At 48.8% G+C, this 15,720-nt stretch carries 15 protein-coding genes; 13 read left to right on the top strand and 2 right to left on the bottom strand.

The window, feature by feature from the left end; translation table 11 throughout:
- Positions 1-10: 10 nt before the first annotated feature.
- From ACXADP_RS15365 to ACXADP_RS15350, 4 genes are all read left to right on the top strand, one after another.
- Positions 11-1,075, top strand: a complete 1,065-nt coding sequence (locus ACXADP_RS15365; protein ID WP_474967807.1) for a sensor histidine kinase — start codon at positions 11-13, stop codon at positions 1,073-1,075.
- Entirely contained in the window at positions 1,072-1,698 is a 627-nt protein-coding gene (locus ACXADP_RS15360; protein WP_474971870.1) for a response regulator, read from the top strand. Before ACXADP_RS15365 ends, ACXADP_RS15360 begins: the two co-directional genes overlap by 4 nt.
- 87 nt (positions 1,699-1,785) lie before the next feature.
- Positions 1,786-2,211 carry a disulfide oxidoreductase gene (locus ACXADP_RS15355; RefSeq protein ID WP_474967809.1) on the top strand — a complete coding sequence of 142 codons (426 nt, stop codon included), beginning with the start codon at positions 1,786-1,788 and terminating at the stop codon, positions 2,209-2,211.
- Entirely contained in the window at positions 2,208-2,693 is a 486-nt protein-coding gene (locus tag ACXADP_RS15350; protein WP_474971869.1) for a thioredoxin family protein, read from the top strand. The genes ACXADP_RS15355 and ACXADP_RS15350 overlap by 4 nt, the downstream gene beginning before the upstream one ends.
- Positions 2,694-2,729: 36 nt before the next feature.
- Here ACXADP_RS15350 and ACXADP_RS15345 read toward each other — a convergent pair whose 3' ends face one another.
- A complete protein-coding gene (locus tag ACXADP_RS15345) occupies positions 2,730-3,236 on the bottom strand; it encodes an antibiotic biosynthesis monooxygenase family protein (RefSeq protein WP_474967811.1) in 507 nt (168 codons plus the stop codon).
- Between the two features lie 53 nt (positions 3,237-3,289).
- On the opposite strand from ACXADP_RS15345, the gene ACXADP_RS15340 reads away from it, so the two are divergent.
- From ACXADP_RS15340 to ACXADP_RS15320, 5 genes are all read left to right on the top strand, one after another.
- Positions 3,290-5,488: a transglycosylase domain-containing protein gene (locus tag ACXADP_RS15340; RefSeq protein ID WP_474971868.1), complete on the top strand. Its 2,199-nt coding sequence runs from the start codon at positions 3,290-3,292 to the stop codon at positions 5,486-5,488.
- Positions 5,489-5,593: 105 nt separating this feature from the next.
- Positions 5,594-6,631 (top strand): uroporphyrinogen decarboxylase, encoded by a 1,038-nt coding sequence (hemE, locus tag ACXADP_RS15335; RefSeq protein ID WP_474967813.1) that lies wholly within the window; start codon positions 5,594-5,596, stop codon positions 6,629-6,631.
- A gap of 13 nt (positions 6,632-6,644) precedes the next feature.
- Positions 6,645-7,577 carry a ferrochelatase gene (hemH, locus tag ACXADP_RS15330; RefSeq protein ID WP_474967814.1) on the top strand — a complete coding sequence of 311 codons (933 nt, stop codon included), beginning with the start codon at positions 6,645-6,647 and terminating at the stop codon, positions 7,575-7,577.
- A gap of 4 nt (positions 7,578-7,581) precedes the next feature.
- Positions 7,582-8,988 carry a protoporphyrinogen oxidase gene (gene hemY / locus ACXADP_RS15325; protein WP_474967815.1) on the top strand — a complete coding sequence of 469 codons (1,407 nt, stop codon included), beginning with the start codon at positions 7,582-7,584 and terminating at the stop codon, positions 8,986-8,988.
- 159 nt (positions 8,989-9,147) lie between these two features.
- Positions 9,148-10,161: a LacI family DNA-binding transcriptional regulator gene (locus ACXADP_RS15320; protein WP_474967816.1), complete on the top strand. Its 1,014-nt coding sequence runs from the start codon at positions 9,148-9,150 to the stop codon at positions 10,159-10,161.
- Positions 10,162-10,265: 104 nt separating this feature from the next.
- On the opposite strand, the gene yhfH is transcribed toward ACXADP_RS15320, so the two are convergent.
- Positions 10,266-10,394: a protein YhfH gene (yhfH, locus tag ACXADP_RS15315; RefSeq protein WP_084163219.1), complete on the bottom strand. Its 129-nt coding sequence runs from the start codon at positions 10,392-10,394 to the stop codon at positions 10,266-10,268.
- Positions 10,395-10,518: 124 nt separating this feature from the next.
- On the opposite strand from yhfH, the gene ACXADP_RS15310 reads away from it, so the two are divergent.
- From ACXADP_RS15310 to ACXADP_RS15295, 4 genes are all read left to right on the top strand, one after another.
- Positions 10,519-11,250 carry an MBL fold metallo-hydrolase gene (locus tag ACXADP_RS15310; RefSeq protein WP_474971867.1) on the top strand — a complete coding sequence of 244 codons (732 nt, stop codon included), beginning with the start codon at positions 10,519-10,521 and terminating at the stop codon, positions 11,248-11,250.
- A gap of 65 nt (positions 11,251-11,315) precedes the next feature.
- Entirely contained in the window at positions 11,316-12,317 is a 1,002-nt protein-coding gene (locus ACXADP_RS15305) for a lipoate--protein ligase (protein ID WP_474970362.1), read from the top strand.
- A gap of 145 nt (positions 12,318-12,462) precedes the next feature.
- Positions 12,463-14,001: a fatty acid--CoA ligase family protein gene (locus ACXADP_RS15300; protein ID WP_474967818.1), complete on the top strand. Its 1,539-nt coding sequence runs from the start codon at positions 12,463-12,465 to the stop codon at positions 13,999-14,001.
- Between the two features lie 126 nt (positions 14,002-14,127).
- Positions 14,128-15,675, top strand: a complete 1,548-nt coding sequence (locus ACXADP_RS15295; protein WP_474971866.1) for a bifunctional metallophosphatase/5'-nucleotidase — start codon at positions 14,128-14,130, stop codon at positions 15,673-15,675.
- Positions 15,676-15,720 lie beyond the last annotated feature (45 nt).

Here is a 15,720-nt window from a genome sequence, read left to right as displayed (position 1 = left end):
GGGGAAAGCGGTGCTGAAAAAACTAAACAGTGTACGTTATATGTTCATCCGCTCTCATCTTTACGGCCTTTTTCTAAATACATTGATCCTGCTGGCTGTCCTGCTGTCCGTTGACGTTTGGTTCGATCCAGCGTGGCTGGAAGCGGGAGCGGTTCTGCTGTTTATCGTGGTATATGTCTTCATCGGTTTTTTGACGGCGCTGTATGCCGGGTTTCGTTCGAGCGGGGATATGAAACAGCGTCTCGACTATATTTCAACAATGATTACACAGCTGGCGAGAGGGAAGCTGTCGTCCAGGATTTACTTCCAGGAGGATGATGAAATTGCCGGGCTCGGGGATGAATTGAATACCCTCGGTCAAAAGCTGCAGCAGCAGAAGGACGCCCTTTTAAAGCTGGCTGACGAAAAAGGGGAGCTCGCCCGTTCCGCCCATAAAGCGGCAGCGATTGAAGAGAGACAGCGTCTGGCCCGGGATCTCCATGATGCCGTCAGTCAGCAGTTGTTTGCCCTGACGATGATGGCACAGGCGGCTGAGAAGATCTTTGAGCGTGATCCTGTCCGTGCGAGAGAGCAGGTGGGGGAGATGACTCAGATGGCGCTTCAGGCTCAGACGGAAATGAGAGCGCTGCTGCTTCATCTCCGGCCGGTGCATTTATCCGGGGAATCTTTGACCGAAGGCGTGGGTGCTTTAATCGAAGAATTGAAGCAGAAGTGCCGGATTGATTTTCAAGTGGATATGGAGGATGTGGAAGGTCTAACGAAAACGATGGAGGATCAGCTTTTCCGTATTGTTCAGGAAGCCTTATCCAACGTTCTGCGGCACGCAGGGGCGGATGAAGTGAAAGTCATCTGTACGAGCGATGAAGAAGAAGTTTTTTTACATATCTCCGACAATGGAGCAGGCTTTCGTGTAGAAGAAAAAAAGGGAAACAAAGCTTCCTATGGTTTGAAAACGATGCAGGAGCGTTGTGAGGAAATCGGCGGCATTTTTTCTCTGCGTTCGAGCAAAGGAGAGGGGACGCATATCGATCTGCGTGTTCCTGTCCGTTTTACAATGGAGGGGGAAACAGGATGATCCGTGTGGTAGTCGTTGATGATCATGATGTTGTACGTAAAGGCGTCATTGCTTATTTAAGTACGGAAGAGGACCTTGATATTGTAGGGGAGGCATCCAGCGGCAGAGCAGGAGTGGCCGTCGTGCAGCAGCAGAAGCCGGATGTTGTCCTCATGGACTTGATTATGGAGGACGGAACCGGTATTGAAGCTACGGAAGAAATTATGAAAACCGAAGCGTGCCGGATTATCATTCTGACAAGCTATTACGATGATGAAAAGGTCTTTCCCGCCCTTGAAGCCGGGGCCTTCAGCTACATGTTGAAAACCTCGTCGGCTGATGAAATCGCAGACGCGATCCGGAAGGCTTTTGTGGGAGAAAACGTCATTGAACCAAAAGTCGCCACGAAAATGATGACCCGGTTTCGGAAAGATAAATCCCTGCATGAGGATTTAACGAATCGGGAGCTTGAAGTTCTTAAGTGTATCGGAGAAGGGATGACCAACCAGGAAATCAGTGATGTTCTTTACATCGGCATAAAAACGGTGAAAACCCACGTCAGTCATGTGCTGAGCAAGCTTGAGGTGCAGGATCGGACACAAGCGGCTGTTTATGCCCATCGTAATGGGCTTGTGCAGGCGTAAGGGGAGGGTTTTATAAATGGATAAATCCTTTGTTTTCAATAAATACACGAGTATAATGACAGGTAGGAGAGAGAAAGGAAGACTTGTATGAAGAAGGATCATGAAAGCCGGCTGTTTGTCATCTGGGCTGTATCTCTGACTGCCATGGCCGGAAGCTTGTTTTTTTCAGAAGTGCTCGGCTTTCCGCCGTGTGAGTTGTGCTGGTATCAGCGTATTCTCATGTACCCGCTCGTGCTCATCTATGGCACAGCCCTTGTGAAAAAGAATATGGCGGTTGCGCTGCCGGGGTTGTTTATGAGCGGTATCGGTGTGTGTGTATCTGCCTGGCACTACAGCCTCCAGAAAATCCCGGTCTTATCCGCCGGGGATTCGTGCGGTCTTGTGCCGTGCAGTGGCCAGTACATCAATCTATTCGGTTTCATCACCATTCCGTTTTTAGCGGGAACCGCATTTATCATCATTTTTATCATTCACGTGCTTGTAGTGAAAAAGGAAGGAAGTCATCGTTCATGAAAAAAGGCATGATTATTTTCGCCAGTGTGCTGGCTGTTCTCGTTGTTGTCCTTATCTTTGTCGTCAATTACCAGAACAATCAGAAGACAGCCGATAATCTTTATGGCAAGGATGAGCTGGATCAGGCTACCATCAACCAGCTGGACGATCCGAATTACCAGAATCAGATTCTGCCGGATGAGCTGGAGGAGGAAATCGAATCGGGAGATCCGGTTACCGTGTATTTTTACAGTCCGACCTGCCCGCATTGTCAACGGACAACTCCTGTGCTTGTGCCGATGGTAGAGGATCTGGATATCGACATGAAAAAAATGAACTTATTAGAGTTTGATGTGTGGACAGCGTACAGCATTGAATCAACGCCGACACTCGTCCATTATGAAAATGGCGAAGAGCAGGCGAGACTTGTCGGAGAGCAGCCGGAAACGGTGTTCGAGGAATTTTTCCGGAATGAAGTACTCAATGGGGCAGAGGAAGAATAAAAAAGTGAGCGGCATGTGCCGCTCACTTTTGCTATGCTAGTCTTCAAGCTGGATCATACGGTATTGTGTAATATAGGCGTCTCCGTCTATAAAGGAAGGTTTCTTCGCGTGTTTCGGTCCGGACTTTTTGTGGGCATCATCAAAGGATTTGGAATTCTTCCAGTCTTCGAAGTCCTGCTGGTTCCGCCACTGGGTGAAGACAACATACGTATTTCCTTTCAGCGGGCGGAGGATACGGATGGCCTGGAAGCCTTCCTGGTTTTCTACGCTTCCCGCTCTCTGCTTGAAACGATCCTCAAACACCGGACGTCCCTCTTCACTGACAGGGATGTTGTTCATAACCACATACCCTTCCGACTGGACGTCCCCGACACGGTCGACCGTCTCATAATCCCGGCCCTCAGAGAAAATCGAAGGACCGTCTCCTTCATAATAAGCGAGGGTTTTATCCTGATCCTGCATGTAGAAGATGGAGGCGTCAGGGTGCTGCTCCCGCAGTTTAGCTAAGTAATCCAGTGTACCACTTGTCATTGAAACTTTCATAGGCGATGTCTCCTTTCCTTCGGTATGTTCAGTGTATCAATAGGGGTTGAAGGGTGGCAAGCTGGAAGGTGACAGACAGAAAGGGTCGAATTGCAGTGAAATTAAAAAAACAATGGGACAAGCTTCCTTCCTGGGTGAAGAAATGGAAGTGGCCGCTTCTCGGTCTTGGCGTGCTTGTCTTTTTCTTATTTGCAGGCTTTATGACGATCTATTTCGGTGGGCGTTTCGTCGTCAATGAGAAGGATTTAATCCTTGATGAAATGACGACAGTGGAAACGGCCGATGGTGAAGTGATTGAGCGTATCTATACGAAGAATCGGCAGGTCGTCAGTATCGACCAGGTTCCTGATCATGTGCAGGAAGCCTTTACTGCCGTGGAGGACAGCCGTTTCCGTGAGCACTCCGGTGTAGACTTTAAAGGTATTCTACGTGCGGTATATAAGGATATCATCGCCATGAAAAAGGTGGAGGGAGCCAGTACCATCACGCAGCAGCTGGCGAAAAATGTGTTTTTGACCAATGAAAAGACGTGGATGCGTAAGACGAAGGAAGTGATGGCCGCCCTTTATTTGGAGCGGAACTTCACGAAGGACGAAATTTTGGAACTTTATTTGAACCGGATTTATTTCGGGGAGGGAACGTACGGCATTGAAGCCGCTTCCCAGCACTATTTCCAAACCTCAGTCTCAGATCTCAGCATCGCTCAAGGAGCGCTTTTGGCAGGGCTGCCGAAAGCACCGAATACCTACTCTCCTTTTGAAAACCCTGAAGCAGCTGAAGAACGCAGGAACGTTGTGCTGGCACGGATGTATGATGTAGGAAGCATAGATGCCGCTGTACTGAAACAGATGCAGGGAACGACATTGGCTGTGGAAAGAGAAGAAGATACGGAGGAGGAGACGTGGTCCAATAGTTACGTCGACCTCGTTATTCAGGAAGCGGCTGAGAAGTATCATATCTCACGGGACGAACTGAAGCGCGGCGGTTATCAGATCATCGTGGAGATGGATCCGGTCATTCAGAAAATAGCTGCCGAAGAAATGAAAAACGGGGAATATATTCCCGGGACAGCAGGTCCTGTGGAAGGGGCGCTGACGATTACCGATCACCGGACGGGAGCCGTTGCTGCCGCTGTTGGCGGACGGGATTATGTGCACGGGGACTTCAATCGGGTTCTTTCAAAACAGCCGCCGGCTTCAACGATCAAACCGTTCGCGGTCTACGGCCCGGCCCTCATGATGGATGAATATGACCCGTATTCCCTGCTGTCGGATGAACGGCAGGCCTTTGGTGAGTTTAATCCAAGAAACTACAACGATGAGTACGAAGGTCAGGTGTCGCTCTACGAAGCTCTTGTAGAATCGAAGAACGTGTCAGCGGTATGGCTGCTCGATCAAATCGGCATCCCTTATGCGAAAACGTATTTAGATAAACTGGGTCTTTCTACAAAGGACGATGGGCTTGCGATTGCTTTAGGCGGGCTTTCTGAAGGCTATACACCCCTGCAGATGGCAGAGGCATACGGGGCCGTTGCCCAGTCAGGAGTGAAGAAAGACAGTTATACCATTAAGCAGATGGCAGACCGGGAGGGAAAGGTTATCCATGAGCATACGCCGGAAGAAGTGCAGGTGTTTGACGCTCAAACCTCCTGGTATTTGACGGAAATTCTGCAGACAGTCGTGGAGGATGGTACCGCAAGTTCCGGCGACTATCCGAAAGCCCTGGCTGGGAAAACCGGTACGCAGCAGGATACAGATGTCTGGTTTGCCGGCTATACCCCGGAATATGCCGGAGCCGTCTGGATGGGGTATGACTCCAATGAAGAAGGCAGCCGTGTGGAAGGCAGCAGTGCCTATCCGGCCCGCATGATGAAACGCATTTTAACGAAAGTGGACCAGCAGCAGGAGCTTGCGACAGCGTTTGAACAGCCGGAAGGAGTGGAAAGTCTTCCTGATCCTGTCTCCCTGCCGGTGATTACAGATGCGGAGGCTAACCTCAACCTGGGCGGACTGGCTACGCTGCGCGGGACGATTACGTGGAGCATACCGGAGGATGAACGGATTATTTACCGTATTTTCAGGGAAGAAGAGGGAGAGGATGTTAAAGTCGGGGAAGTGACCGGCAAAGGGGAGTTCCGCATCAGTGCGTTCAGTGTTTTTGATGAGACCCGCTACTACATTGTCCCCGCCGACCCGCTTACAGGTAAAGAAGGACAGCCGTCCAACTCTGTCCGCCTGAACTGGGACTTTTAAAATCGTACAAAATCGTGACAAACCACTTATACAGCGACATGGTTTTCCGATAAATGTTATAGTTGAAAACGGGTCGTTGATGAACGTTAAAAAGGAGTCTTATTCATGAAGAAAATTGAGAATGACACAATATTGAGAGCTTTCCGCGGTGAAGAAACCGATCATACACCCGTATGGTTTATGCGCCAGGCCGGACGGTCACAGCCTGAATACCGCAAACTAAAAGAGAAATACTCATTGTTTGAGATCACTCATGAACCGGAACTGTGTGCCTACGTCACACGTCTGCCTGTCGAGCAGTACGGCGTGGACGCTGCCATTCTTTATAAGGATATCATGTCCCCTCTTCCGGCGATTGGTGTGGATGTCGAGATCAAAAAAGGGGTCGGTCCCGTCATCCATAATCCAGTCCGCTCGAAAGACGACATCTTGAAGCTTGGAACCATTGATCCGGAGGCGGATGTTCCTTATGTTCTGGATACCATCCGTCTGCTTACGAAAGAGCAGCTGACAGTACCATTGATCGGCTTCAGTGGAGCGCCGTTCACACTGGCAAGCTATATGATTGAAGGCGGTCCTTCCAAGAACTACAGCAAAACAAAATCACTGATGTACAGTGAGCCGATGACATGGTTTGCTCTCATGGATAAGCTTGCTGATATGGTCATTGCGTATGTAAAAGCGCAGGTGGCAGCCGGAGCCGAAGCCATCCAGATTTTCGATTCGTGGGTAGGTTCCCTGAACGTCGAAGACTACCGGACATTTATCAAGCCGGTGATGCAGCGGATCTTCTCTGAATTGAAGGAAGAAAATGTCCCGTTGATTACTTTCGGCGTCGGAGCAGGTCATTTGATCCACGAATGGGATGATCTTCCTGTCGATGTCATTGGTCTGGACTGGAGAATGTCGATTACAGAAGCTAGAAACGCAGGGGTGACGAAACCGCTGCAGGGGAACCTGGATCCGACGATTCTCTTATCCGACTGGGACGTTATTGAAGAGCGGGCCAAGCGGATTATTGATGAGGGCAGAAATCATCCGTCCCACATCTTTAATCTTGGACATGGTGTCACACCGGATATCAAACCGGAAACATTGAAGCGTTTGACCAATTTAATCCATACGTACTCAAAAAAGAACTAAGAGGTGAAGCTGCATGGCACAGAAGAAAATGGGACTATTAGTAATGGCTTATGGAACTCCTTATAAGGAAGAAGATTTGGAGCGTTATTACACACACATCCGCCGGGGAAGAAAGCCGTCGGATGAGCTTCTTCAGGATCTGCGTGACCGTTATGATGCCATTGGAGGCATATCGCCTCTGGCCCGCATTACGGATGATCAGGCCGAAGCCGTACAGAACGCGTTGAATGAAAAACAGGAGGATGTTGAATTCCATATGTATCTTGGCTTAAAACATATTGAGCCGTTCGTGGAAGATGCGGTGGCTCAGATGGCCGAAGATGGCATTGACGAAGCGGTTTCCATTGTTCTTGCTCCCCACTATTCCACGTACAGCGTAAAATCTTACAACGGACGTGCGAAAGAGGAAGCAGACAAACACGGCATCACTATCCGTTCTGTGGAAAGCTGGTACGACGCCCCGGGCTTTATCGATTACTGGAAGCAGGCTTTGGAAGCGGAATACAGCAAAATGGATGAAGCAGAAAAAGAAAACAGCTGCCTGATCGTATCGGCGCACAGTCTGCCGATGAAGATTTTGGAAGGCGGCGATCCATATCCGGATCAGCTGAAGAAAACGGCGGATTTGATTGCAGAAGCCGCCGGCATCACCAATTATGAAATCGGCTGGCAGAGTGAAGGGAATACACCGGATCCATGGATCGGTCCGGACGTGCAGGACCTTACCCGTGATCTTTATCATGAAAAAGGATACACCACTTTCGTGTATGCGCCGGTCGGTTTCGTTTCCGATCACTTGGAAGTTCTTTACGACAACGATTACGAGTGTAAGGTTGTCTGTGATGAAATCGGAGCAGGCTATTACCGTCCTGAAATGCCGAATACGCATCCGCAGTTTATCGACACTCTAGCTGATGTCGTGCTGGATAAAGCGAAAGAGCAGTAAGACGATGGGGGAACGAAAACAAGTCGTAGTTATAGGCGGGGGGATCACAGGATTAACATCCGCCTATTACCTTCAGAAAAAAGCAGACGAAAAAGACATCCCTCTCGATGTATCATTATTAGAAGCCGGCCATCGTCTGGGCGGTAAAATTGAAACCGTGAAAAAGGACGGGTTCACGATTGAACGCGGTCCTGATTCTTTTCTGGAACGAAAGGAAAGCGCCGGGCGCCTGGCCCGTGAAGTCGGACTGGGGGAGGAGCTTGTACCCAATGGGACAGGTCAATCCTACATCTTAGTGAATGGGCGGCTTCACAAGATGCCGGCGGGATCCTATATGGGGATTCCTACGCGGATCCGTCCATTTCTTTTTTCCGGATTGTTCACACCTGCAGGAAAAATCAGAGCGTCGATGGATCTTGTGAAGTCCAAAAAGACGGTGGAGGGAGATCAGTCGCTTGGACTTTTCTTCCGGCGCCGGCTGGGGAATCAAGTGGTCGAAAACCTGATTGAGCCGCTTTTGTCCGGCATTTATGCCGGCGACATCGATCAGCTGAGCCTGAAGGCGACCTTCCCGCAGTTTTATGAGATGGAGCAGGAGTATGGCAGCCTGATTAAAGGACTGCGTCGGACCACTAACATCCCAAAGCGTAAAAAAGGCGAAAAGAAACCGAGCATGTTCCGTACCCTGAAACACGGGCTCAGCTCCCTGGTGGATGCGGTCGAAGAGCAGCTGCATCCAGGAACGGTACAAACGGGAGTCCAAGTGAATCATATCGAGAAACAGGACGATGGCTATCAACTGCTGCTCAGTAATGGAACAGTGAAGGAAGCGGATGCTGTCATTATGGCTGTTCCCCATTTCGCGGTTCAGCGCATGCTGTCCCACTTTGATTTTCTTGAGCCGTTTAAGAACACCAATGCCACATCGGTGGCCAACGTCGCCATGGCTTTTGATGCGTCAGCCATTAAGAAGGATATTGACGGCACAGGCTTTGTCGTGTCGAGAAACAGCGATTTCCGCATCACCGCCTGCACGTGGACACATAAAAAATGGCCGCACTCGACACCAGAGGGAAAAGTGCTTCTCCGGTGTTATGTCGGTAAGCCGTCGGATCAGGAAATCGTCGAAAAGACGGATGAAGAAATCCAGGACATCGTTTTGAAGGATTTGAATAAAACGATGAACATTACGGAAAAACCGGATTTTTCTGTTGTGACGCGCTGGCATGATGCAATGCCTCAGTATAAGGTGGGGCATAAGGAAAAGCTGCAGCATATTACAGCAGCTATGGAAAAAGAGCTGCCCGGCATTTATCTGGCTGGCGGCTCCTACCGCGGCATCGGTCTTCCTGACTGTATTGACCAGGGAGAAGCGGCCGTAGAGAAGGTTCTCACACATCTTTTTGTATAATGGCACGAGAAGAGCTCCCCGGATCAACGGGGGGCTTTTTTTATATGCAGCCTTCCTTATAGAAGCCTGCAACCTTATGAAAGGGCTTGCATGAAACGACAAGGCTTAGTATGATAATAATTGGAAACGTTTTCAAATAGCATCAAGGGGGAAATGAATATGGCTACGATTGAAGATGTAGCGAAATTGGCTGGATTATCAAGGACGACGGTGTCCCGCGTCATTAATGATCAGCCATACGTGACTGAAGAAAAGCGGCAGCGAATAGTCCAGGCCATGAAGGACCTCGGGTATGTCCCCAATTCATCTGCGCGCCGCCTGCGCAGCCAGAAAACAGAAACCATAGCAGTCCTGCTGCCCCGGGTTACCAATCCATTCTTCGGAAACTTAATTGAAGCGATGGAGCAGAAAGCATCCGAATGGGGATACCAGGTAATCGTCTGCCAGACCCACCATTCCAGAAAAAAAGAAATCGACTATCTTCAGCTGCTGAAAACGAAGCAGGTGGATGGTGTGATTATGGCTTCCCTCATCAATGATTGGAAGGATGTCGAGCCTTATCTGGAGTCCGGTCCGATTGTGTTCTGCAATGAATACATGGAGGATGCTTCGATTCCAATGATTCATATGGATCATAAAACAGCCGCCTACGAAGCTGCTGTTCATTTGCTGGAGCAGGGGTGTAAACATATTGCGTACGCCAGCGGAGGGCCGGAAAGTCATCTGGGAGCTATGCGGAAGCAGGGATTCCTTGAGGCGTTGGAGGAATATGGGCGACCTTTCCTCGACGAGCTTAATATCGACTGGGCGATTGATGTCAGTGACGGACAGAAGGTCTTTCATTTGATTCGCAGCGAATTCCCTTATATTGACGGGGTATTTACTGGATCGGATGAAGTAGCAGCCGGTTTAATCTATGAAGCTTCTTCCTCAGACTGGAAGGTGCCGGAGGACCTCGCCGTGGTAGGGTTTGATAATCAGATGGTGTCGCTCCTGATGGTGCCTTCTGTCACAACCATCCAGCAGCCGGTCATACAAATGGCGGATAAAACGGTGGAAGTACTCATACAGCAGCTGCTTCATCCGGGAGCCATTGCACCGAAGCGGTATGTCTATCCCCATCAGCTTCTATTAAGAAATTCAACGAAACGCAGAGAAGCAGCCATTCAGTAGTTTTCTACGAATGGCTTTTTTTTATGGCATCCATAAAAAAAGCAGCTGATGCCAGCTGCTTCAAATGATAGGTTCACTCTATGGATTTTTGTGGAATACTGGAATTAACGGGCAGGGTGGTCGCAGTCGTCGCAAACATTACCATAACAGTCGGCTTTTTCCTGAATGACATTTCCACATTGAGCACAGTGCTTTTTCGGCAGGTTACGGAAAAACTCAAGAACATTCATCATGGTAAATCGCCTCCAAGTATTTTTAATGTAAAACCATTGTATTATAACAATATTCAGAAATCAACCATCTGTTATAAAACAAAGCATATTTAGGCGGAATTTTTTTAAAAAGGGAGTGGATGATGTGAAAGTGACGATTATCGGATACTGGGGAGCCTATCCGGCGTCAGGAAGTGCGACCTCCGGATACTTGTTGGAGAAGGATGGATTTACGATGCTTGTCGATTGCGGAAGTGGTGTTTTGTCGCGACTGCAGCAGTACAAAAAAGTGATGGATCTTGATGCTGTCCTTTTGTCTCATTACCATCATGACCATATAGCGGATATCGGACCGCTGCAATACGCGATGCTCGTTCAGAACACTCTGCATGAAACGAATCAGAAGCTTTATCTATATGGGCACAAAGAAGACAAACAACAGTTTGAGCGGCTGAGCCATCAGTATACAGAAGGCGTCGGCTATGATCCTGGAGAAACGCTGAAACTCGGACCATTCACGATTGACTTTCAAAAAACCTCCCACCCTGTTCCTTGTTATGGTATGCGGATCAGTGATGGGGACAACACGATTGTTTATACAGCGGACACGAGTTATTTCGAACCGTGGGGGGATTTTGCAGAAGGGGCGGACCTGTTGATTACAGATACGAACTTCTATCATGGAATGGATGGGACCGGTCCGGGGCATATGACCAGTACAGAAGCTGCCACCATCGCCCGGGATGCCGGGGTGGATACGCTCTGGCTCAGTCATCTTCCACATTTCGGGGATCATACCCGCCTGCGTCAGGAAGCCCGGAACGTTTTTCAAGGAACCATTCAGATCGCAGAGGAAGGTTTATCCTGGAGTAAATAGATTGTTTCTCCTTTTCTAAACGATTACAATGGTACATGGAATAAGGACTGGAAAGGATGAAAGCCATGCTTTTTATAGACCACGAAGGCATTAATGATCCCAGGATTAATCTGGCGATCGAGGAGTACGCCTTAAAAAATCTCGATATTAATGAAACCTACTTACTGTTCTATATCAATGAACCGTCCATCATAATTGGGAAGAACCAAAACACGGTGGAGGAAATCAACACCAATTATGTGGAAGATAACGGCATTCATGTTGTACGCCGCCTGTCCGGTGGGGGAGCCGTTTATCATGATCTCGGAAACTTGAATTTCAGCTTCATCACGAAGGATGACGGAGACAGCTTCCATGATTTCGCTAAATTTACGAAGCCGGTGACAGAAGCCTTGAAAAAGCTCGGTGTAAATGCGGAGTTGTCCGGAAGAAATGACATTACCGCAGAGGATGGCCGGAAAATTTCAGGGAATGCCCAGTTTTCTACACGAGGGCGGATGTTCAGTCATGGAACGTTAATGCTGGATTCTGAAATCGAAAACGTCGTATCTGCGCTGAATGTGAAAACAGAAAAGATCAAATCCAAAGGAATCAAATCGATCCGCAGCCGCGTTGCGAACATCTCTGAATTTCTCGAAGAGCCGATTTCCATGGAGGAATTCAAACACCTGATTCTCCGCTATATTTTTGATGTGGAGGATGTGAAGGATGTACCACAGTATAAGCTGACTGCCGAAGACTGGGACAACATCCATAAACTTGCCGATGAGCGCTATAAAAACTGGGACTGGAACTACGGCCGTTCTCCGAAGTTCAACATCCAGCACACCAAGCGGATTGAAGGAGCAGGGAGTTACGATGTCCGTCTTGATGTGTCTAAAGGTACCATCCAGAATGCAAAAGTGTTTGGAGATTTCTTCGGTGTCGGTGATATCCATGTAGTCGAGGATACATTGATCGGATGCAGGTATGAACGCCAGGCCATCTCTGAAGCTTTGGATGAGGTGGATATTTCCTATTACCTTGGGAAAATTTCAAAAGAAGACTTTTTGAACATCCTTTATTAAAAAATTCCCGGTCTCTGTTGGAGGGGGCCGGGTTTTTCCTATTTCACGTTTAGACATAAGTTGATAAAAAGTTTTCAGTATTTTATAATTAATTAGAAAATACAAATGGTGAATGATTATTCATTCATAATAAGGGGGAGCATGCATGAATTTAAGCGGACAGCTGATGCTGACGGCTCAAGAAAACCCTGACAAGGATGCCTATATTTTTCAAGGTCATTCGGTCAGCTACAAAGAGTTCGATGCGTCCGTAACGAAATTCGCTTCAACGTTGTCCAGGCTTGGCTATGGGAAAGGAGACCATGTGGCTTTGGTAAGTGGGAACAGTCCTCTGTTTATGATCGGCTTGTACGGAGCCCTCCGTGCGGGGACGACTGTTATCCCAATCAACCCGACCTACACCGCATCAGAGATTGGATACATTTTAAAGAATGGGGATGTCAAAGCTGTCATCACAATGGATGTCCTTTTGGAGATTTTTGAACATTTGGATCACCAAAGCGATGTGGAGCATTATTTTGCTGCCGATACGAACAGCGGTATGGATTTGTCCGCATCTTCCTTGTCTCCAAAAATGAAATCGTTTACAAAAGCGGTGGAGGAAGGCAGCCCGGCTTTTGAGGGACCGCCCCTTGAGGATGAAGACACGGGAGTCATCCTTTATACCTCAGGAACGACCGGGAAGCCGAAAGGTGCGATGCTGACCCACCGGAATTTATATTCCAACGCCACAGATGTGGCGGACTACCTGGAGTTTTCTTCCGATGACCGGGTCATTGCCACACTGCCGATGTTCCATGTTTTCTGCCTGACCGTCTGTTTGAATGCACCGCTTATGAATGGAGGCACCATCCTCGTCATTCCGAAGTTTTCCCCTCAGGAAGTATTTGCTGTGGCAGATGAACATAAAGCTACCGTGTTTGCCGGAGTGCCGACGATGTATAATTATCTGCAGCAGACAGGCAGCGATCAGGTGCAGACCTTCCGGCACATGCGTCTGTCCATCTCCGGCGGCTCATCGCTGCCTGTATCCCTGCTGGAATCTTTTGAACAGCAGTTTCACGTACGGATCTCAGAAGGGTATGGATTGTCGGAGGCTTCGCCGGTCACTGCCTTCAACCCGCTGGACCGTCCGAGAAAAGCTGGATCAATAGGGAGAAATATAAAAAATGTAGAAAACCGCGTCGTGGATGAACTAGGAGAAGATGTTCCTGTCGGCGAAGTCGGAGAGTTGATCGTCAAAGGTCCGAACGTGATGAAAGGCTATTACAAAATGCCGGAGGAAACTGCTGTAACAATCAGAGATGGCTGGCTTTATACCGGCGATATGGCCCGTGTAGATGAAGAAGGGTATTTCTACATTGTGGACCGGAAAAAGGATATGATTCTTGTCGGGGGCTATAATGTCTATCCAAGAGAAGTGGAAGAGGTTTTATACAGCCACGAGGACATTACAGAAGTGGCGGTCGTCGGTGCGCCGCACCCGGAGCTTGGGGAAACGGTCATCAGTTTTGTTGTTTCCAGGAATCCGTCTCTCCGGGAAGCCGAACTGCTCGCTTTCTGCCGTGAGCGGCTCGCCAAGTATAAATGGCCGTCCCGAATTGAGTTTCTACACGAACTTCCAAAGAACACAACAGGGAAAATATTAAGAAAGAACTTACGCAAGCAGCTCACCAGCTCTTAATCATTAAGCCGTTCCGGTTTCATTCAGCCGGAGCGGCTTCTTTAATTTAACAATCATTTATAAGAACTTAAGACCCCGTTTATTTTCTCTTGATACTTTAAAGAGGAATAAGGAAGGGGTGGGTGTATGAGAACGTTCAAACGTCGAATGCCGCTGCTGTTGGGGCTGCTGCTTGTTACAGGTTTTCTGCTGGCTGCTGAAACGCTGTATTCCGAGGAGCCCGTGGACATTCAGCTTCTCGGTGTCAACGATCTGCATGGTCAGCTGGAGGCAGAACTGACCTTTGATGGAAAGAAAGCGGGAGGGGCTGAATACCTGGCCGCTTACTTGAAAGCCTATGAGAAGGAGAACCCTCACTCTCTTATTGTTCACGCAGGAGACATGATTGGTGGAAGTCCGCCAATTTCTTCTTTGTTTCAGGATGAACCAACGGTCGAATGGATGAACAGGGTGGGCTTTGATGTTGGAACACTAGGAAACCATGAACTGGATGAGGGAGTAGAGGAAATGACGCGCCTGCTTGACGGGGGATGGCATAAGCAGACGGGGACGTTTTCTGGTTCGACCACCCCTTATACTGCTGCAAATGTCGTGGATGAATCGACAGGAGAGCCGCTGCTTCCTTCCCACATCATTAAAGAAATCAAAGGTGTGCCTGTCGGTTTTATTGGAGTGGTAACGACAGACACGCGTGATTATGTCCTCGAAGAGAACTTGGAAGGCGTCAGGATTACGGATGAAGTCACGGCGGTCAATGAAGCGGTTCAGGAATTGAAGGATAAAGGGGTTTCTTCCATTATTGTTCTCGGCCATGTTTCGGCTGCATCTGACAAGTCCGGCACAAAAGGCTCTGAGTCCTTTGTAGAGATGGCCGGAGCCATTGATGATGAAGTTGATGTCCTGTTTGCAGGGCATAACCATACGTATGCAGATATTGAAGTAGATGGAAAGCTGATTGTTCAGGCGTATTCGTACGGCCGGGCATTTTCCAAAGTCGATTTGACGATCGACCCGGCCACTCAAGATATCGTCAATAAAGAAGCAGAGATTATTGTGACCTACCACGAAGGGATGGACCCGGATCCGGAGACAAAGGCATTGCTGGAGCCGTATCAGGCTCAGATCGAAGAGGAGTATCACCAGGTGCTGGGAGAGGCGGAACGTGGTTTGTCGAGGAAGAAAGACGAAAAAGGCCGTTCTGCACTCGGTGAGCTTGTAGCCGGTTCACTGAAGGAGAAGATGCAGGCGGATATGGCATTCGTGCATCACGGTGGGATACGTCAAAGTATCCCTCAAGGTCCCATTCAAGCTGTGGACCTGCACTCCTCGCTTCCTTTCAAGCATTATGGGGTCAGTCTGACAATGACCGGCGAACAGATTGAAGACGCTCTGCTTGAACAGTGGAGCGAAGGACGGACGAACAGGGTACAGCCATCAGGGCTGACATATGAGTGGGAGAAGAACGACGGAGTGATTTCTGTATATAACCTGCGGGATCAAGACGGTGAACCGGTCGATCCCGAGCAGACCTATACGGTCGCTGTCACCCAGTATCTGGCTTACGGCGGAGATGGTTTTGAAGCTTTCGGACGTGGGGAGCTCCTGCGTGAAGGTGAGCTTCTTGTGGATATCGTGTCAGATCATATCGCTGAAAACAACCTGTTGGATGAGTAGACTGCCTATTACGGCAGTCTTTTTTTCATGGATGTGAAACGTTCA

The sequence above is a fragment of the Halobacillus sp. AWH4_228 genome, from assembly GCF_056158365.1.
This window is presented reverse-complemented; position numbering and strand designations above follow the sequence as displayed.

Coding starts and splice junctions, on each gene's coding strand:
- ACXADP_RS15360 (WP_474971870.1), top strand. CDS start 1,072: ATGATCCGTGTGGTAGTCGTTGATGATCATGATGTTGTACGTAAAGGC.
- ACXADP_RS15300 (WP_474967818.1), top strand. CDS start 12,463: ATGAATTTAAGCGGACAGCTGATGCTGACGGCTCAAGAAAACCCTGAC.
- ACXADP_RS15345 (WP_474967811.1), bottom strand. CDS start 3,236: ATGAAAGTTTCAATGACAAGTGGTACACTGGATTACTTAGCTAAACTG.
- ACXADP_RS15320 (WP_474967816.1), top strand. CDS start 9,148: ATGGCTACGATTGAAGATGTAGCGAAATTGGCTGGATTATCAAGGACG.
- yhfH (WP_084163219.1), bottom strand. CDS start 10,394: ATGATGAATGTTCTTGAGTTTTTCCGTAACCTGCCGAAAAAGCACTGT.
- hemE (WP_474967813.1), top strand. CDS start 5,594: ATGAAGAAAATTGAGAATGACACAATATTGAGAGCTTTCCGCGGTGAA.
- ACXADP_RS15305 (WP_474970362.1), top strand. CDS start 11,316: ATGCTTTTTATAGACCACGAAGGCATTAATGATCCCAGGATTAATCTG.
- hemY (WP_474967815.1), top strand. CDS start 7,582: ATGGGGGAACGAAAACAAGTCGTAGTTATAGGCGGGGGGATCACAGGA.
- ACXADP_RS15350 (WP_474971869.1), top strand. CDS start 2,208: ATGAAAAAAGGCATGATTATTTTCGCCAGTGTGCTGGCTGTTCTCGTT.
- ACXADP_RS15295 (WP_474971866.1), top strand. CDS start 14,128: ATGAGAACGTTCAAACGTCGAATGCCGCTGCTGTTGGGGCTGCTGCTT.
- hemH (WP_474967814.1), top strand. CDS start 6,645: ATGGCACAGAAGAAAATGGGACTATTAGTAATGGCTTATGGAACTCCT.
- ACXADP_RS15355 (WP_474967809.1), top strand. CDS start 1,786: ATGAAGAAGGATCATGAAAGCCGGCTGTTTGTCATCTGGGCTGTATCT.